The organism is Collinsella sp. UBA1693, from assembly GCF_002320115.1.
In the GTDB taxonomy this organism is placed as follows: Bacteria; Actinomycetota; Coriobacteriia; order Coriobacteriales; family Coriobacteriaceae; genus Collinsella; species Collinsella tanakaei.
Genome location: NZ_DCJT01000010.1, coordinates 599,129 through 618,495, shown reverse-complemented (window position 1 = coordinate 618,495; position 19,367 = coordinate 599,129). Strand labels below are relative to the sequence as shown.

At 62.6% G+C, this 19,367-nt stretch carries 14 protein-coding genes; 10 read left to right on the top strand and 4 right to left on the bottom strand.

The window, feature by feature from the left end; translation table 11 throughout:
* Positions 1-72: 72 nt before the first annotated feature.
* Entirely contained in the window at positions 73-1,209 is a 1,137-nt protein-coding gene (locus tag B3H65_RS07140; protein WP_286684700.1) for an aldose epimerase family protein, read from the bottom strand.
* A 258-nt stretch (positions 1,210-1,467) separates the two neighbouring features.
* On the opposite strand from B3H65_RS07140, the gene B3H65_RS07135 reads away from it, so the two are divergent.
* The 4 genes from B3H65_RS07135 (at position 1,468) to B3H65_RS07120 (ending at position 5,383) form a co-directional block, all read left to right on the top strand.
* A complete protein-coding gene (locus B3H65_RS07135; RefSeq protein WP_286684699.1) occupies positions 1,468-2,511 on the top strand; it encodes a LacI family DNA-binding transcriptional regulator in 1,044 nt (347 codons plus the stop codon).
* Between the two features lie 256 nt (positions 2,512-2,767).
* Positions 2,768-3,472, top strand: coding sequence for a response regulator transcription factor (locus B3H65_RS07130; RefSeq protein WP_117679627.1), 705 nt, complete (start codon positions 2,768-2,770; stop codon positions 3,470-3,472).
* A 235-nt stretch (positions 3,473-3,707) separates the two neighbouring features.
* Complete coding sequence (locus B3H65_RS07125) at positions 3,708-4,982, top strand: ammonium transporter (RefSeq protein WP_286684698.1); 1,275 nt, start codon at positions 3,708-3,710, stop codon at positions 4,980-4,982.
* 62 nt (positions 4,983-5,044) lie between these two features.
* Positions 5,045-5,383 carry a P-II family nitrogen regulator gene (locus B3H65_RS07120; RefSeq protein WP_009141428.1) on the top strand — a complete coding sequence of 113 codons (339 nt, stop codon included), beginning with the start codon at positions 5,045-5,047 and terminating at the stop codon, positions 5,381-5,383.
* 625 nt (positions 5,384-6,008) lie between these two features.
* On the opposite strand, the gene B3H65_RS07115 is transcribed toward B3H65_RS07120, so the two are convergent.
* Positions 6,009-9,644: an ATP-binding cassette domain-containing protein gene (locus tag B3H65_RS07115; RefSeq protein WP_286684697.1), complete on the bottom strand. Its 3,636-nt coding sequence runs from the start codon at positions 9,642-9,644 to the stop codon at positions 6,009-6,011.
* 769 nt (positions 9,645-10,413) lie between these two features.
* Here B3H65_RS07115 and B3H65_RS07110 point away from each other — a divergent pair.
* From B3H65_RS07110 to B3H65_RS07090, 5 genes are all read left to right on the top strand, one after another.
* Positions 10,414-11,295 carry a hypothetical protein gene (locus tag B3H65_RS07110; RefSeq protein WP_286684696.1) on the top strand — a complete coding sequence of 294 codons (882 nt, stop codon included), beginning with the start codon at positions 10,414-10,416 and terminating at the stop codon, positions 11,293-11,295.
* 144 nt (positions 11,296-11,439) lie between these two features.
* Positions 11,440-12,477 (top strand): ATP-binding cassette domain-containing protein, encoded by a 1,038-nt coding sequence (locus tag B3H65_RS07105; RefSeq protein ID WP_286684695.1) that lies wholly within the window; start codon positions 11,440-11,442, stop codon positions 12,475-12,477.
* A gap of 121 nt (positions 12,478-12,598) precedes the next feature.
* The gene (locus tag B3H65_RS07100; RefSeq protein WP_286684694.1) at positions 12,599-13,498 is read left to right on the top strand and encodes a hypothetical protein; all 900 of its coding nucleotides are present in this window, start codon (positions 12,599-12,601) and stop codon (positions 13,496-13,498) included.
* 83 nt (positions 13,499-13,581) lie between these two features.
* Positions 13,582-14,487 carry a sensor histidine kinase gene (locus B3H65_RS07095; protein WP_286684693.1) on the top strand — a complete coding sequence of 302 codons (906 nt, stop codon included), beginning with the start codon at positions 13,582-13,584 and terminating at the stop codon, positions 14,485-14,487.
* 158 nt (positions 14,488-14,645) lie between these two features.
* Positions 14,646-16,472, top strand: coding sequence for a 1-deoxy-D-xylulose-5-phosphate synthase (locus B3H65_RS07090; RefSeq protein WP_286684692.1), 1,827 nt, complete (start codon positions 14,646-14,648; stop codon positions 16,470-16,472).
* Between the two features lie 31 nt (positions 16,473-16,503).
* Here B3H65_RS07090 and B3H65_RS07085 read toward each other — a convergent pair whose 3' ends face one another.
* Both B3H65_RS07085 and B3H65_RS07080 read right to left on the bottom strand, forming a co-directional pair.
* On the bottom strand, positions 16,504-17,472 hold the full coding sequence (locus B3H65_RS07085; RefSeq protein WP_286684691.1) for a putative ABC transporter permease: 969 nt from the start codon (positions 17,470-17,472) through the stop codon (positions 16,504-16,506).
* 3 nt (positions 17,473-17,475) lie between these two features.
* Complete coding sequence (locus tag B3H65_RS07080; RefSeq protein ID WP_414630715.1) at positions 17,476-18,048, bottom strand: HD domain-containing protein; 573 nt, start codon at positions 18,046-18,048, stop codon at positions 17,476-17,478.
* A 281-nt stretch (positions 18,049-18,329) separates the two neighbouring features.
* On the opposite strand from B3H65_RS07080, the gene B3H65_RS07075 reads away from it, so the two are divergent.
* Positions 18,330-19,313 carry a LacI family DNA-binding transcriptional regulator gene (locus B3H65_RS07075; RefSeq protein ID WP_009141418.1) on the top strand — a complete coding sequence of 328 codons (984 nt, stop codon included), beginning with the start codon at positions 18,330-18,332 and terminating at the stop codon, positions 19,311-19,313.
* The last annotated feature ends 54 nt before the right edge of the window (positions 19,314-19,367 follow it).

Sequence of the window (19,367 nt, the reverse complement as noted above, 5' to 3'; positions counted from 1 at the left end):
ATCCTCTCTTTAAAAAAGCTATTGATAACGCGCCCCGTCTCTATCGCAGCGCGCCTGTTGATGAAAGGCCGTTTACGCAACGCCGGCGGGACCGGCGACATCTGAGGCGCCGGCGGCATCAGGGTCGACGCCGAAACGGTAGACGATGCGCTCGCGATACGGACGATCCGGCGCGCAGACAGGCTGCGGCCATTCCGCATGGTGCACGGCGTCCGGATAGTACTCGGGCTCAAAGGCAAATCCATCATGCGGGCCATATGACGCGGCGTCCTTGGCGCCCTCATCCCCCAGCCAATTGCCCGTATACAAGTGCGCCCCCGGCGCGGTAATGAAGATATCGAGCGTGCGGCCGGATGCATCGTCCACCGCGCGCAGGGCATGGCGGGGCGCGGCGCCACGCGCATAGCCGGCAACGCAGAAGCAGTGGTCGTAGCCACGGGCGCGATCAAGCTGCGCGTTGCCGCATTCAATGTCCGCACCGAGCTCCTTGAGGCTTCGAAAATCGAACGGCGTATCTGCGACCGACAAGGACTCGCCCGCAGACACGCTGTCTGCGCGAAGCGGCAAGAAGGTCTCCGCATCGATGGAGACGCGCTGTGAAAGGCAGACGCCGCTCGCGTGGCCGGCAAGGTTGAAATAGCTGTGATTGGTCATGTTCACATAAGTCTCGGCGTCGGTCTCGCAGACATGCTCCACTTCAAGGCGCACGCCCCCGTCCGCGCCGTCTTTTTGGGCCTCCTTGTCCAAACGATAGGTGACCGCGAAGCGGCGATTGCCGGGCAGGCCCAGCTCGCCGTCCGCAAGCTCGCAGCTAAAGCGCACGGCGTTATCGTCCTCAAAAAGCTCCGTCGACCACAAGCGCTTGTGCAGGCCCCGGGCAAGGTCGGTATGCAGGTTGTTCGCATGGTCCGGGCCATCGTTTGCGGGCAGGTGGTAGATGCGCCCGGCAAGCGGCACCTCTGCTCGGTCCGTGCGGTTTGCAACGGGGGCAATGGTCGAACCGTAGCAGGCCGGGTTGTCGAGATAGCCCGCAAGGTCGCCAAAGCCCAGCAGCACATCCGCGGCAGCACCCGTGCGGTCGGGAATGCAAACGGACAGAACGGTTGCGCCAAAATCCATGACGAAGACGGATGCACCGTGCGTCGACAGCGTGTATTTGGTTACGCAGCGGCCGTCCGGCAAGCTTCCAAAGATATCAACGGTGATCATAGGGCTCTCCCTGCATTATCCACATGCCTTTTCACGCATCTCGGCCTTCAGGCAAGATGTTAACGTACTCATATGTTAACGTACTCACAAGCATACGACACCATGTTTTTTAATCGGCAGCTTTATTGCCGTAAACGGTCCGCCCCGGCATACCTGCAGATCGCGCGAGCGTCCCGTGTGTAAAAACAAGGCGCCCTCGCGAGCGCAACGCCCGGCGCGGGCGCCGCATGGAGCCTGTAGGCCAGAAAGGACAAGCAGATGCAGACCCATTCCACTGAGAACGGCCCGGCCACGCAGCGCCCCGCCACAGGACGCCCCGTATCCATGTGCGACGTCGCAGCGGCGGCCGGCGTATCGCAGCAAACCGTATCGCGTGTTGCCAACGGGGCTCCCAACGTAAGCGAAAAGACGCGCAAGCAAGTGCTGGACGCCATGCAGCAGCTGGGGTTTAGGCCCAATTACGCCGGCCGATCGCTGCGCGGAGGCAAATATAACGCCGTAGGGCTATGCGTCTACGACGTCACGCAGATTGGCAACCTCACCATGCTCGACGGCATTCTCGCCGCCGCCCGCGAGCAGGAATGCGCCGTCACCATGATAGAGATGGAGGATTCCGACGCGTTCACCCTCGCCGAGGCGTCCCGTCGGCTAGCCGCGCTCCCCGTCGACGGCATGATCATAGGCATGAGCCGCATGGCGCCGGACTTCGAGCAGTTCCGCCCCCAACCGGGCATGAACACGGTCATTGTCACCATGTACGCCCATCCGCGCTGCACCACCATCGATTCGGACCATTACGGTTGCTCGACGCTGGTGATGAACCACTTGTTCGACCACGGCCACAAGGAGATCCGCTTTGTAAGCGGCCCCTCGTTCTCAATCGACAGCGCGTTTCGAGAGGCGGGCTGGCGCGATGCCCTGACGGCGCGTGGCCTGCAGCCTGCAGAGCCCATGGCGGGCGACTGGACGGCAAATAGCGGTTACCGCATTGGCCTCAAGCTTGCCGAAGACAAAGAGATGACCGCGGTCTACGCCGCCAACGACCAGATGGCCATGGGCGTCATCGCGGCCCTGCGCTCCCGCGGCCGCCGCGTGCCCCAGGACGTGAGCGTAGTTGGCATCGACGACTCGATGGATGCCATGGTGCCCAATATAGAACTCACAACCGTTCGTTTTGACCTGCGCAAACGTGGACGATTGGTCTACGAGCACGCCATTGCGGACACGCCCGCGGCACCCGTTGCACTGCGTATCCCCGGCACCTTGGTCGAACGCTCAACCGTAGCGGCGGCCGTCCGCTAGGCAAGGCACGCCAGCAGCCAGGCCAGGTCCCCTCCAAGTGGCCAGCGCGGCCGGCATCTGCACGCCGTCAGTATCTGTTCGCCGCCGACGCTCCAAACGCTTAGGCTTTCTTAATGCATTCCAACAAGGAACCGGCGCGGTGAAGGTGCTAGCATCTGTGCCAGGCTGCAGACAACTATCAAGCGGCAAGTTCCAGCCGGCAGGTTTCATACAGGCCGGCAAGGGCATTCGCCCCACAAGAAAACACGGAGGACCCATGGCGAGCACGCGCGTGCTGATCATTGAAGACGATGCGGACATCAACAACATCGTAGCGACGCACCTCACGCGCGCCGGCTACACGTGCACGCAGGCGTTTTCCGGCACCGAGGCAAAGTTGCTGCTCGATTCCGGCAACTCCCCCATGGCCGACGTGGTGATCTGCGACCTCATGCTCCCTGGTCTTCCCGGCGAAGAGCTGGTGCGGCTCATGCGCGAGTGCGACCAAGACACGCCCATCATCGTCATCTCCGCCCGCACCGCCGCAAGCGACAAGATAGACCTGCTCAAGCTGGGCGCGGACGATTACCTAGCCAAACCTTTCGATTTGGACGAGCTGCTCGCGCGCATAGAGGTGCAGCTTCGCCACCACGGGCGCTCCTCGGCCATCGCCACCTCAAACGACGGCGTGCTGCGTTTTCGCGATTGGACCCTGGACCCTCAGGCACGCGTCTTTTGCGCCGCCGGCGAGCAGCTATCCCTCACCCGCATCGAGTTCAACATCATGGAGATCCTCATGCGCCACCCCAAGCGCGTGTTCACCAAGCAGGAGCTTTTTGAGCAAGCCTGGGGCGAGCCGTACGCCGCTGACGACAACACCGTGAACGTGCACGTCTCCAACATTCGATCCAAACTCAAGGCGTCCGGAACGGACGGCTACCTCAAAACGGTTTGGGGCATGGGCTTTAAACTGGTGGAATAGCACCGATATTTCCCACGTTTTTCTAACGGGTTTCCAAGATTGCGCCGCGGTTTCCAAGCGCCGACGGCTCTGTTTCCGCCTTGCATCCATACGTTAACGGCATAATCCCCCGCTTTTTTCACGCCAACTCGATGCCATTATGAGCAAGTCGCAATTGCGCGGCCGTGCACCCGCGCGGCGCGACCGGTCCTAATGGCTTCTACGATAAAACCGGAACTTGTGAGGGGGAAACAACATGTTTGATACAGGTTCCACCGGCTTTATGCTTATCTGTACCATGCTCGTGTTCCTTATGACGCCTGGTCTTGCTTTTTTCTACGGCGGACTGGCCCGGCGTAAGAACGTTACCAACACCATGCTCATGACCTTCATTGTCATTGGCGTCGTTGGCGTTCTCTGGGTTGTCGCCGGATGGTCGTTTGCCTACGGCGGCGACGGCTCCATCTCGTTCTTTGGCGGCTTTGACCAACTGCTTTGCCTGCCCATTGTCCAGCAGGTTCTGGACGAGGCGGCCAACCCACCCGCGGACGCGACCTATCCTTCTATCGTTAACATCGCGTTCCAGATGGCGTTTGCCATGATCACCTCGGCCATCATCACCGGTTCCGTCGCCGGCCGCATGAAGTTCAAGGCCGTCACCCTGTTCCTTGCATTCTGGGTTCTTGTTGTCTACGCCCCGCTGGCGCACATGGTCTGGGGCGGTGCCGGCTCGCTCATTGGCGAGCAGATTGGCGCGCTCGACTTTGCAGGCGGCGACGTTGTCCACATCTCCTCCGGCCTCACCGGTCTTGTTCTCTGCCTTGCCCTTGGTGGACGCCGCGGCTTTGGCGTTATGAGCTATCGCCCGCACAACGTTCCGTTTGTCGCCCTGGGCGCTGGCCTGCTGTGGTTTGGTTGGTTCGGCTTTAACAGCGGCTCCGAGTTCGCTGTCGACGGCGTCGCCGCACTCGCCCTGCTCAACACCGTCACCGCAAGCGCCGCCGGCCTGGCTTCCTGGTTGGTAGTCGAGCGCCTGGTCACCGGTAAGCCTACGCTTGTTGGCGCCAGCACCGGCCTGGTCGCCGGCCTGGTCGCAATCACTCCGGGCGCTGGCTTTGTCGAGCCCTGGGCCGCGCTGATCATTGGCGCCGCCGTTCCGCCCGTCTGCTTCTTCGCTATCTCCAACCTCAAGGCCCGCTTTGGTTATGACGACGCCCTCGACGCCTTTGGCTGCCACGGTATCGGCGGTATCGTAGGCGGCGTCCTCACCGGCCTGTTCTGCGTGCCCGAGCTGTCCTGGACCAACTTTGGCGGCTTGTTCTACACCGGCGATCCCACACTGCTGATCGCCCAGGTTCTGGGCATTGTGGTCACCATCGCCATCGTCCTGATTCTCGACCTTGTCCTTGTTCTTGTGGTTAAGGCCCTGTGCGGCGGCAGCCTACGCGTTGACGAGGCCGATGAAGCCCTTGGCCTTGATATCTCCGAGCACGGCGAGAGCGCCTACCCCGCGTTCACCGGCTTGGACTAGCAGCTATGCCCCTGGCATAGGAATCATTACCAACACATAGATCAATTGGAGGAGGAGCAGCCATGAAACAACTGACCGCTATCATTCGCCAGGAGAAGCTCGAGGTTCTCAAAGAGGCCCTGTTCGACGCCGGCATCCGTGGAATGACCATCTCGCAGGTGCAAGGTTGCGGCAACCAGCACGGTTGGAAGGAATACGTCCGCGGCACCGAGGTCCTTCTCAACACCATCCCTAAGGTCAAGTTCGACATTGTGGTGGACGAGGACCAGGTAGATGGCTTGATCCAGGTCATCTGCAGCGCCGCGCACACCGGTGGCGTGGGCGACGGCAAGATCTTTGTCACCCCGGTCGACGACGTCATCCGTATTCGCACCGGCGAGCACGGACGCGGCGCGCTCTAATAGGCACGCTCTAGTACCCGGCGTTTGATGCCCGGCTTGCGACTCCCGGCATCGCGCGGCTCATCGCTTAGCGTCGAGCACATCGAGCACCCAACACGCGGCAAACCGCGATAACGACACGGCCCGATTCGATACCCCCGCACTCCCTGGTATCGAATCGGGCCGCTTTTTGTGACACTTCAGCATCCGGCAGCGCTCTCACAGCATTGGATACCGGGTCATTATTTTGCCTGTTCAGAAGATTGTCAATGCAAAAAAATGCATAGAGATTTGCGCATGCAAAACCGTGTCCATTCGGGATGGCAGCTGAGGGCCACGAGGTGGGTAAAACCCGGGCCCCCGCTCGCAAAAGCGCTACCGACCTTCACGGAATCCCGCAAATCTCACTCACGCTCACCCAGACTTATAACCACGTTTGGCTACAGGTTTACACAATGTGTCTCCAACTTTAAACAGAAATGGTGCCGTGACGCAGCCGAGGCGCAACTACATCGCCGCCAATAGAACGCTTGCTCCAAGAAAATGCCACGAGGGGCACGCCAAAAGGCTATGCATGCCCTCCGCGTACCCACCTCGTGGCACTCAACTGCCATAGCCAACGCCCACGGTTGTCAAACTCAAGGCGCTAGCTAATGCGACCGTGCTCCACGCTGTAGAAGCGATCGGCAAATGCGCAGGTAGACGCTCGATGGCTCACCAACACCACCGTTTTGCCGGCGCGACGACGATCGATCGCGCGCATAACCGCCGCCTCGTTGAGCGCATCTAGGTTGCTGGTGGGCTCGTCAAGCAACACAAACGGGGCATCGTGCAAGAAGATGCGCGCAAGGCCAATGCGTTGGCGCTCGCCGCCGGACAGAGAATCGCCCAGCTCCGCAACCGGGGTGTCGTACCCCTGCGGCAGCCTTGCGATCAGCGACGCGAGCGCCGCCGCCTCGCAGGCGCTATCGAGCTCGGAATCCGTGGCGTCCTCGCGCGCGATGCGCAGGTTATCGCCAATGGTGCCCACAAACAAATGCGTATCCTGCGTCATGTACCCAATCGCGTTACGCAGACTCGCGGTGTTGACGCCGCGCAGGTCGCGTCCGCTCATCTTCACCGCGCCAGACGTAGGATCCCAAAACCTCATAAGCAGCTTGAGCAGCGTCGACTTTCCCGAGCCGGACCGTCCGGTAACGCACACCATCTCACCGGGCTCAAACGAAATCGAGATGTCATCCAAGATGCAATCGTCTTTGGACGAGGGCATGCACGCGAGCGCGCCGTTTGAAGCCGCCCTGGCACCGCGCAACGTTCCGGCGCTCGTGTCGGCGGCGACACAGCCGTAGGAGAACGTCACGTGCTCGCACGCCGCGCCGTCAAAGGAAGCATCCGCGCCATCGAGCACGTCCACGGTCTGGGGCTCCTCGTCCAAAAGATCGAGCACACGCGCGCCGGAGGCGAGCGTCGCCTGCAGGGACGTGCCCAGACGGTACACCGCCAGCACCGGGCCAAAGGAGGACAGGTACGCAAAGGAGCAAATGAACGCGGACGAGAACGAGAGGTCGCCCGCGGCGTAGAGCCCCAGCGACGTCGCGATCATGGCGAGGCTGGTGAGCAGCACCAACGCATCCGCCAGGCCCTCGACCGCAGCGGAGCGCACGTGCAGGGAACGGTCCGTGGCGCCCATGGCATCGGTCTGCGCGGCGAGGCCGGCGGAGCGCTTGGAGACGCCCGCGAACTGCACGGTCTCGGCAAGGCCGCGCAAACCATCGAGCACGTACGCGCTGATGGATCCCGCCGCATCGCGTGATGCCCTGCCGGCGTTTCCGCACAGCTTGGACGAGGCGATGGGCATGATGGCGCCCAGCACCAGGTAACCCGCCAGGGCGATGGCCGCCAGCGGCAGCGAGTGCGCGCCGATGAACGCGAGCATGATGGCAGAGGACGCGATGGCGATCGCGATGGGCGAGATGGTGTGCGCGTAGAACACCTCGAGCAGCTCGATATCGGCGGTCACCAGCGATACCAAGTCGCCGCGGTCGCGCCCCTCGAGCTTGGCCGGGGCGAGGCGTCGCAGCGCAGCGAAAACGTGGTCGCGGATAAGGGCGAGCAAGCGAAACGCGATGTAGTGGTTTGCCAGCTGCTCGCCGTAATGCAACGGTCCGCGCAGCACGCCGCACGCCACCGCGAGCACGCAGGCGCTCGCGACGGCGAGGCCCGTCCCCTGGCCTGCGGCGGCCATGATGCCGTATCCGCCAAAGGCCGCCACAAACGTCGCCGCCAACGATCCCGCCGTGCCCAGCGCGACGGCGAGTGCCAGGTGCGCAGCCAGCGGACGCACCAGGCCGATCATACGCGCCATGATGGAGAACGCCGAGCGCCGGGGTCCGCAGGACGAAGGCACCCCCGCAGCTGCGTGCGATGCCTGCACGGGAGCCGGTCCGGATTCAAGCGCCGCCGCGTCCACCACGGTGCCCGCGGGCATCGAGGCGCGCTCGTTCTCCTCGTCCAACGCATAGGCGGAAAGCTCATGCTGGCTGCTCCACATGCTGGCGTATATCCCGCCGGCAGCAAGCAGCTGGGCGTGCGCTCCCTGCTCCACCAGATGACCGCAGCTAAACACCAGGATCTGGTCCGCATGCACCACGGAAGCCAGACGGTGAGCGATGACTATCACCGTATGGTCCCCTGCCAGCTCATCGATCACGCGGCCGATCGCGCGCTCGCTCTCCACATCGACGTTCGAGGTGGCCTCGTCGAAGATGTAGATGGGCGAATCATGCAGCAGGGCGCGGGCCACGCAGACGCGCTGGCGCTGGCCGCCGGAAAGGTTGGCGCCGCCTTCCGCCAGCTCCATATCGAGCCCGCCGTTGGCGCGCACAAACCCAGCGATGCGGCACCGCTCGAGAACGTCCATAAGGTCCCGGTCCGTCGCATCCGGGCGCGCCAGCAGCAAATTGGACCGCAACGATCCTGCGAACAGATGGCCCGCCGTGGGCACCAGCGTCACCGCGCGCACCAGCGAATCGAGCGTGGCGTCGCGCACGTCCACGCCGCCTACTTCGAGCTTTCCCAGGTAAGAAGCCTTGCGACCGGACAAAATACCCGCCAAAGTCGACTTGCCCGAGCCGCTCTCGCCCACAATCGCCACCAAGCTGCCGCGGCGCATCGAGCAATTCACCTGATCAAGCACCACATGTTCGCCGCGGGCACCGCCCTCGCCGTAGGAGTAGCCCACGCCACGGCACACGATGTCGCCGCGACCGTCCAGTTCGCGCTCGCCGCGCGGCGGTACCGGTGCGTCCAAAATGCGAAACATGGTCTTAGCCGCACTCATGCCGTTCATGGTCGTATGGAACAGCGAGCCCAGACGACGCATGGGCAAGAAGAACTCCTGCGACAGGAACACAACCAAAAAGGCACCCGAAAAGCCTATGGCGCCGGACGCCAGCTGCAGCACCGCCACCACAATACCCGCAGCGGCGCCGCCAAAAGCGACCAGGTCCATCACGTTGATGGAGTTGAGCTGCACGCGCAACATCTTCATGGTCGCGCGGCGAAAGCCCTCCGACTCGTCGTTCATCCGCTTGTGCCAGCGCCCATCCGCCTGATAGATCTTCAGCGTGGTCAGGCCCTGCACCGCCTCCAAAAAGCTGCCGCCCAAATCCACATAGCTGCCCCAATACTCGGCAGCCACCTTCTTGGCGTTGCGCATCACCATCATGATGGAAATGGGGATGAGTGGGACGATGACCAGCAGCACGGTCGCCGGCAAGCCCGCCTGCCCCACTAGCGCCGCAAACAGGGTGACGGGGGCAAGTACCGCGTAGAACAGCTGTGGCAGGTAGCCGCCAAAGTAAACCTCGAGCTGTTGGGCGCCCTCGACGCTGGTTTGCACCGCCTCCGCGGTGGACACCTGCTCCGTGTACGCCGGGCCCATCTGGACCAGCTTGTCGTACACCAGCTGGCGCACCTGGCGCTTGGCCGCGAAGGCCGCCTTGTCGCCGGCGCGCTGGGCCGCATAGATCGAAATAGCGCGGACGATGATCAGCATCGCAAGCGTCAACAACGTGCGAGCGTCGAACGCCGCCGCGCCCGCAGCCGCCGCACCAGAGCCAATTCCGGACGCCGGCATCCCCGCAAGCAGCGCGGCGAACACGTTGCCGATCGTTGCGATGATGGCGATATTGCATAGCAAGGCGATCCATTTTGCTGCGACCGATCCAACAATAAGCGGCATAATGCCTGGTACAAGCGACAGCAACCTCTTATCGAACATGCAACGAGCTCCCTACAGTTAGCCTTATCTATGTTAGCTATGGGATACTTTATCTAGCTCATTATGACGCCATTTTGTATGAACGGTCTAACATTTTGTTCACTATGGCTAACACAGAACAGCTTCCCAGCCATTCACGAGGTCGCCTACCAACACCAACAACCCCTCCGTGCAAGGATGGGCCAAAAACGCGTTAGTGCGGAAAGGGCGGAGTGTCAAAAAACGCGTTAGTGCGGAGATTTGGTCAAATAGCGCGTTAGTGCGGTTTGGAAGCGGCCCGGGACACCTTTCTTATGCATAGACCGGCATCGTCCAAGCCTTCTAGCTTGGATGATGTAAACACCCTATTCATAAGGTACCCTTACTATAACCTCGCCCGGACCGCACTAACGCATTATTTATCGCGATTTGAACCGCACTAAGCCATTATTTGGTCCAACCTCCGCACTAAGTCGATTTTTGTCCCAGCGTGCTCCGAGACGTCTTCCCCGTTGCGTCCAATCGCACCGCGCCCCCGCTCGCCTCGCCCCACCGCCTCGCCCCACCGCCTCGCCCCACCGCCTCTCCCCGCCGCCCCATCTTTAAGCATTCTTAAACCCCGCTTATAACTCTCCCAAGGTCCGGCCAGCATTATAAAGATGCACGGCAACCGCATCAGAGAGGAGGCGCGGCATGCACCCCGCCGACGCCATAAACATCGCGATCGACCTTGCCATCATCGCTGCCCTCGCCTATCTTCTGTTCACTTCGCAAAAAGGAAGGTGACCCCATGCTCAACCTGTTGCGCTCGGACCTCTACCGCATGACCCGCATCCGCGGCTTGCGCGGCGAACTTTGGCAATACGCCTCGGTGCTGCTCTTTATCTCCTGCCTCGAGGCGGGCCTCACCTGGTTTATCTTGCAATCCGGCTTGGGTCCGGCGGAAAACGCCAACCTCATCAAGGAGCTGGCGACGCCGTCCTCTTTCCTGGGAAGCACCATGCTGGGATCCTTCTCCGTCCTCGCCCTGGCCGCGTCGTTCGGCATGGTCGAGCACACGTTACCTGATCTCTCGGAGGGCTATGTAAAATGCCTGGTCTCCTCCCCGCGAGGGCGCGCTTTGTATTTGGGCGAGAAGATTCTTCTCGCCGGCATTTGGTCCGCCCTCATGCTTGCCCTGGGCTGCACCTTCCACCTGGTGATCTTGCAGGTCTTCCTCACCATGCCCTACGGCTTTGCCATCCAGGGGCCGGACAGCCCGCTCGCCTTCGCCCTCTGGCTTCTAGGCGCATGGCTTGCAACCTGGGCAATCACGGTCATCGCCATGATCGCCGTAGCGATCTTCCGCAAAAAGCTCCCCGTCTATATCTTCGCGTTTGCCCCTATCAGCGGCCTATTCCCGCTTACGCTCAGCGCGCTCGCGTTCTCGTCTGGCGGCATGCTCTCCTTCCTGCAACCCATCGCCCCCGCGCTCACCAGCATAGCCGCTTGGATGCCCAGCTCCGTACTGAAGGCGTTCTCCAACGGCGCCAACACCATGTTCGATACCGCGACAACCCTGCCGCTTATCGGCGCCGTGCCCGGCTGGGCATGGGGCGCAGTCACCGGCGTCATCTGGATTCTCATAGGAAGCGCGGCCTACATCGCCATCAGCAAACGCCGCGACCTGTAACGACCGCGCCCGTGCCGAGGGGCAATGCGGCCCGCACGCCGCAGCCCGCACCGCCCCATCTTTAGCAATTCTTTACCAGCGTGCCGTCCGCCGCGCGCCGCCACTCCTGCCATACTCAAACCATCCTCGTCCTCAGGAGCAACCATGTACGCCATCCAAACGCACGACCTCACAAAGATCTACGGCAAGAAGCACGCCGTCGACCATCTCAACATGACCGTCCACGAGGGCGACATCTATGGATTCGTCGGCAACAACGGAGCCGGCAAGTCCACTACCATGAAGATGATCGCCGGGCTTGCCTCCCCCACCTGGGGCGAGATCGAGCTCTACGGCCGGCCAATCGGGGCTCATCCCGCACGCGGCAATGACGGCGGCGTAAACGCGACCCAAACGCACCACGTGGGCGCACTCATCGAGGAGCCCGGCGTCCTCAAGGCCCACTCCGCCTTCGACAATCTCATGATGAAAGCGCTCGCCATCGGCGTCATCAACCCCAAAGAGCACTGCCGCGACCTGCTCAAGCTGGTCGGCCTCGCAGATACCGGCAGCCAGCCCGCCAAAAAGTTCTCCTTGGGCATGAAGCAGCGCCTGGGTCTGGCCCTCGCGCTGGTCGGCACGCCCGACCTCCTGCTTTTGGACGAGCCTTTCAACGGCATGGACCCGCAGGCCACGCGCGACATGCGTCAAGCGCTGGTCCGGCTCAATCGCGAGCGCGGCGTTACCATTGTCATTTCCAGCCACGTGCTCGACCAACTCAACCGTATGGCCACCCGCTACGGCGTGGTCCGCGACGGCGCACTGGTCCGCGAGATCACCGAGGCGCAGGTTCACGAATCCTGCGGCAGCTCGGTGCGCATAAAGACCGCCGATCCCGCCCGCACCCTCGCGATCCTGGAAGAGCGCCTACCCGGCGCAAACCTTCGCGCGCTGCCCGACCAAGCGATCTCCATCTCGCTCCCCAGCCTCGTGCCCGCCGCATCCGCATCCGCCCCCGCCGCGCCCGCCGCATCCGCAACGTCCAGCTCTTCTGCAACTGATCCCGCCCCCGCCGCCCAGGCCGTCGAGCACATCTCCCGCATCCTTCACGACGCCGACCAGGTTGTACTCGAGCTCTCCGTCACGGAGCGCGATATCGAGGACTACTTTGTCGAGCTCATGGGTACGCCTGCACCCAAATAACCCCCCCGGCCTGCAGCCAGCCTCTGCAGCCGGCCTCCGTAGCCCGCACCCTCGCGACCTATACCCGCGGCAGCCTTAGCAGCCTGCCCCTCAGCCGCCCGTCACTTCGAAAGGTCTCACCATGCTCGGCCTTCTCAAATCAGACCTCTACCGCATCTTCAACCCAAATCGTCTGCGCGGCGAGTTCTTTGGTTGCTTTGTAGCGCTGGTCCTCATCATCGGCGGCGCGCTCGGCTTCACCGCCTTCATGCTCTCGCGGGCTTCCACCGGCTCCGGCCTCGTCACCAGCCAAGACGCCGCCGAGCTCGCCAGCGAATTCAACCTCGCCCTCGTCCACCCCTCCGCCTTCCTTGGCTCTATCTTGCTCGACGGAGCCATCCTCAACATCGTCACCATGCTCGGCATCGTCGTTGTCGCCTGCACGGACTTCCGCGACGGCTTCGCCAAAACCCTCATGCAGGGCTACGGGCGCGCAACCTACTTCCTCGAGAAGATCGTCTTCAACGCCATCTGGACCGCGCTGGTCCTCCTCGCCGCTTGCCTTATCGCCATCGCATTCGCAGCTATCCTGCGTTTTCCCCTGTCTTTGGACGAGGACCCCTTGCATCTTTTCGCCTGGCTCGCGCTCACCTGGCTTGGCCTGTGGACCCTCACGCTTGTGGCCCTCGCCATCGCCGTGCTCATCCGCCGCACGGGCGCCGTCAACGTCGCCATCATCTTTATCGGCGCGGGCGCCATCTCGGGCTTTTTCGACCTCTTCGCAGAGCTCTGCAGGGTATTTTCAGAGTTCAAGCTGGGCGCCTCCTCCATGTACGCCGCTGCGGGCTCGTTTGCAGAGCTTTTGCCCACCAACCTCATCAGCAGGCTCGCCCTGGGATCGCACGTGCTCTTCGAGCCCGCCACCACCCCCGGCCTCGCGCTGCCCGGCGGCTTTGCCACCCAGGCGCTGCTGGGATTTTGCATAGTCGCTCTGTTCTCCATCGCCATCATCCTCACCAAGGGCCCCAAGCGCGAGTACTAACTGCCGCGCACCCGCGCACGCACCCGCACCCATCCTCGTCCACACCCGCACGTGTCCCTGCACCACCACAAGGAGGCTCCGCCGTGGATTCCACCCTCTTCGCCATATGCATGCTCATCCTGGGCGCAGCCTTAGGCGCGCTTGCCGCCGGCGCCACCTACGCCATGGAGCTGCGCCGCATGGCCCGCTTCATCCGCGAGCGCCAGCCCCGCAGCAACGCGCGCCTCACCGTACAGGCGGCAGCCCCCGCGCTGCAAGACCTCGCCGCAGCCGTCAACGCAGAGCTTGACCGCGCTATGGAGGAGCGCATCGCCGCCCAGCGCCACACGCAGGAGTTCCAGCGCGATCTTTCCGCCCTATCGCATGACATTCGCACGCCGCTTATGGGTGCCAAAGGCTACCTGCAGCTTGCGCTGGACGAAGACTCGCCCCAAGGCCGCCAGCGGCACCTCTCCGCCGCCACGGACCGCATCGATAGCACCATCGTCCTGCTAGACCAGCTGTTCTTGTACACCAAGGCAAGCGACCCGGACCTTGTGCTCGACATGCAGCCCATCGCCTTGCGGCCGGTGGTGGAGCGCGTGTTGATCGCCCACTACCCCGATTTTGAGGCACGCGGCTGGGAGCCCGCGCTCACCTTTGAGGACCAGGGCCTTTTGGTGCAGGCGGACGAGGACGCCCTGGCGCGCATTCTGGAGAACCTCATCACCAACGCGCTGCGCTACGGGGCAAGCGCGCCCGCGCTCGCCCAGCAAACGCAAGACGGCCGCCCGGTGCTGGATGTCGCAAACCAGGTCCAAGACCCCGCCGCCATCGACCCCACCCGCCTCTTCGAGCGCTTTTATCAGGCAGATGCCTCGCGCGGCAAACAGGGCGCCGGCCTGGGGCTCGCCACCGCCGCCAAGCTCGCCACCGCCATGGGCATGCGCCTGTCGGCGAGCATACGTTGCAACCAGCTCGTCATACGGCTACATTTGAGTGTGGAGTGAATTTGTCACACATCGCGACTGCGAAGTTCCACCACATCTTGATGGCATGCGTGTGAGAAACTTTACTCTCTACACGCATGCCCCGGCGAGCGTCCACCCGCGTCTTCGCGCACGGATGCCCGTCGCATACCCTATGAGCTTGGAGCGATACGCAGCGTATGATTCTGGACCGCATAGCATCACCCGCAGACGTCCACAGCTTGGACAATGCGCAGCTTGTCGAGCTGTGCTCCCAGCTGCGTGAATCCATTCTCGCCTACTGCTCGCGCGAGGGCGGCCACGTGGCCCCCAACCTGGCGACCATCGAGCTCACGGTAGCGCTGCACCACGTCTTCAACGCGCCGGTCGATAAGATCATCTTCGACGTTTCGCATCAAACATACGCGCACAAAATGCTCACCGGCCGCGCCGCCGCCTTTACGGACCCCGCGCGCGCCAGCGAGGTCTCCGGTTTCTCCAACCCGCGCGAATCCGCCTTCGACCTGTTCTCCATGGGCCACACCTCGACGTCTGTAAGCCTTGCCTGCGGCCTTGCCATGGCTCGCGACCTTACGGACCAGGACTTTCGCGTGGTCGCCGTCATTGGCGACGGAGCGCTTTCCGGCGGCCTGGCCTTTGAAGGGCTCGATGCCGCGGGCGAGTTAAACACCGGCCTCATCATTATCATCAACGACAACGACCAGTCGATCGCGGAAAACCACGGCGGCCTGTACCAGTGCATGGCCCAACTCCGTGCCACCGGCGGCACCTCGCCCAACAACCCGTTCCGTGCGCTGGGGCTTGATTACCGCTACCTTGAGCAGGGCAACGACGTGGTAGAGCTCGTTCGCGCGCTGCAAGAGGTCCGCGACACCCCGCGTCCCGTGGTCCTGCACGTCCACACCAAAAAGGGCGCCGGCTTTGCCCCGGCGGAAACCAATCCGGAAGCCTGGCACCACGTGGGGCCCTTCCCCCTTGACGCCAAAGCTCCCGCAAGCGCCCATGGATCCGGCGCCACCTACGCGCAGATCACCGGTACGTACCTTATGGACGCCATCCAGCGCGATCCGCGCGTGGTGGCCATGAGCGCCGGCACCCCCTACATCATGGGTTTCGACCCCCAGCGCCGCGCGCAGGCGGGTCGTCAGTTCATCGATGTGGGAATCGCAGAAGAGCACGCCGTCACCTGCTCCGCGGCCCTGGCTTTGGCGGGGGCATCGCCCGTCTTTGGCGTGTACGGCGTCTTTTTGCAGCGCGCCTATGATCAGCTGTGGCATGACGTCTGCCTCAACAGCGCACCCGTCACCATTTTGGACTTTGGCGCGTCCGTGTTTGGCACCACGGCAGAGACGCACCTGAGCTTCTTCGACCTCTCCATGGTGAGCAACCTGCCCAACCTGGTTGTTCTAGCACCGTGCTGTCAAGAGGAATACCTCTCCATGCTCAACTGGGCGCTCGGCCAGCGCGCGCTGCCCGTCCTCATCCGCGTGCCCGGAGCCGGCGTCATTTCTCGTCCAGACCTTGCGCCCGCCGCGCCGGTGGACCCATCTGCCGCGGCGGCAGATCACGCAACCACCGAGCCGGCAACCATCGACTGGAGCCGACCCGCCTACCAAACCGTGCGCCGGGGCGAGCGCCTAGCAATCCTTGGCCTGGGCGATTTCCTGCCCTTTGCCGAGCAGATCGCAGATGCCGTTTTGGACGAGCTTGGGTTCTCGCCCACCGTCATCAACCCGCGCATCGCCAGCACCATCGATATGCAGGAGCTTGATCGCATCGCCGCCGACCACGCCGCGTTGATCACGCTTGAAGACGGCATAGTCGAGGGCGGCTGGGGTCAGCAGGTTGTCGTCGCGATGGCCGCAAGCGGCATGCGCATGAAATGCTACGGCATCTCCAAGGCCCCGGGCTTCCCCGACCGCTACCAGCCACAGGAACTGCTTGCCAAGCACGGCATGTCGACCGCGGGCATCTTGGCAGACGTACGGACCATGCTTGGCCTGTAGGCGCGGTTGTCCCCAAGCCGCTTTCTATAGGCTACTTTCTATAGAAAAGCTCGCGCGCCCGCTCCTTAAGGTTGGTCGCACGGATAACGCCCTCGTAAGACTTCAACTTGATCTCTGGAAACGCGTTGAAGAATCTCAGCTCTCGACGGGTCATCATGGTCTTGAGCTTTACGGGGGCAGATGCCTCCGCTCGCTGGGCGACGTTTTTCATGCGGCGCGCAACCAGGCGCAGCCCGCGGCCGCCCTCCGCGATAAAGGCGGGCATTTCCACCTTCTCGCGTACGGATTCAAACATTCCGTCTGACATCTCTGCCAGCCAGGAGTTTACGGCGCCGCTGCGCGATTTAAGCTCGGAAGCGGTATCCAATGCCGCGGCGGGAACGCGGTCGAGCATCGAGGCCGAGGCGTCTTTGAGCGATTCGTTGATCTTATCGGCCATCTCGTCCCGCAGCAGTTCGAGCTTGAGCGACAGCTGTCGCCAGCTTGCCAGGGCAAACGCCGTATCAAGGACGAGGACCCCCGCGCATGCACCCGCGATCGCGGCGAGCACCTCCCGAGGCACCGCCTGCAGCGCCGCCAGAAGAGACGGCTCGGCCGCCCTGCATATCACCACCGCGCCCGCGCCAAATAGCATGGCGCCGTACAGGCACACCCTGCCCTTGATGTTGAAGGGGAACTTGGAGTAATCCCAGAAACGCGCTCCGGTAAGTCGCTCGAGCATGGCGCCCACGCTATATTCCAGTACGCTGCACACTAGCGCCGCCGCGACAAACTGCGCGCCCACCTCGGGGATGCCGCGCAGCAAGAACCAGCACGCCAACGCGCCGGCTCCGTAGATGGGGCAGCACGGGCCCAACAGAAAGCCGCTGTTGGCAAAGTGGCCGTAGTTGGCAAGCGCGCAAATGGTTGATTCATACAACCAGCCCACAAACGAGTAGACCAAAAAAGAGATGAACAGCGCCGATAGCGGGGCTCCCGTTGCAACAAACTCAGCGAACACTCGCTACTCCCCCGTCATGCTATCGGCCTCTGCGCCCATCCTCGTCCGCACATGCCGCGATGCCGAAACGCTCGCGCCCTTGCCGGGCAACCGGGCGGCAACCGTCTCGTACAGGGCGCACCATTTATCCGCCATGCAGACAATCCATGCTTCGCGGCAAGTGGGGGGCACGGGCACCAGCGGAAACATATGACGGGCGATGATATTTCGCTCGCGCTCCGTAAGCTCGAAATCCTCCTCGGCCCGGGCGAGCGCGCAGGAGGGATGCGTGAACCCATGCAGACGATGCGAGGGGTCCGCATCATGCCAATCATAGAGAAAATAGTCATGCAGCAGCGCGCCTCGAATGAGGGAGGCGCGGTCAACTCGCACGCCCGCGCGCTCCAGCACCGAAGCGATGGCGGAGCTAGCCCGCGCGACCGATCGTACATGTTCGTACACGCTCACGGTGCCGTGCTGGATAAACCCGCGCGTCAGACCAAGCCTGCCGTCGCGCTCGAGAGCAAGCGCCGCGCGCTCGACCTCGTCCAACGCAGACCTGTCGCAGCGCTCATCGCTTGTTAGCGCATCCGTCATGCCACCGCCCTTTCGACCAGCCATCTCACGTGCGTCATCTCATACATCCGATATCACAGATACATATAATTATCCCAGCAAACCACAAAGCTGAATACCGTGCGAACCAGAATGCTACATTCTATACGTATGGTTACAAAAACTTCGTCTCCACCCCATCCATCCGTGCGCGCCGCATGCGCCCCGCGCATCGCCGACTCACGCACCGCCGAATAACAGAAAACCCGCCCGTGTGCAGTCCCCCTTACGCTAGACTGCCTAACCAGAAGGGAGACCAGCACATGGACATCAACCAGATCGCGCAGATGGCGGGAGTCTCTCGCGCCACCGTGTCGAGGTATTTCAATAACGGATACGTATCCCAGGAGAAACGCGAAATCATCGCGAAGGTTATCGAAAAAACCGGCTACGCGCCGTCGCAGCAAGCCAAGACGCTGCGCACTGGCAAGACCAACGTGGTTGGCGTCATTATCCCCAAGATCAATTCAACCTCTATAAGCCGCATTGTCGCGGGAATATCCCAGGTGGTGAACGATGCCGGCTACCAAGTGCTGCTTGCAAACACCGCCAACGATTCCGCACGCGAGGTTGAGTTTCTCAAACTGTTCCAGCAATCCAACCAAGTTGATGGCGCCATACTGGTCGCCACCATGTTTAGCCCGGAGCACTACCGCGCCATGGACGCCCTGCGCGTGCCGCTGGTCATTGTGGACCAGATAACGCCCGACCGTCCCTGCGTCTACCAGGATGACCTGGGTGCCGTTCGCACCATCACCGGGCACATATTGAAAACCAGCTCGAACCCCGCCTACATAGGCGTGGACGAGGACGATGTCTCCGCAGGCCAGATGCGCCGCGAGGGCTTTTTGGCGGCATGCGAGCAGGCGGGCATTCAGGTACCGCTCGACCATATCGCCGTGGGCGACTTCAATATTGAAGCCGGTTACGATTGCACCGAGCAGCTCCTTGATGCCGACCCAACGATCGACGCCGTTGTATGCGCGACCGACACCATCGCCTGCGGCGCCCTTACCTGCCTGCGCGACCGCGGACTCTCCGTGCCCGGCGACGTCCAGGTCGCGGGCATTGGCGATGGGGACCTGTCGCAGATTGTCGATCCTCCCCTCACAACCATCCACCACCATTACAAATCTACCGGCATCGAGGCGGCCAAGATGCTGCTGGGCTTCATGGGCAAAGACGCCGGCGCGGTGCGCGAGGTTAAGATGGGATTTGACCTGGTGGAACGCAAGTCAACGCGATAAGACGGCACTGCTTTTGATCAAGGCCCTAGAGCCCTCCGGTGCGTATGTCTCGGG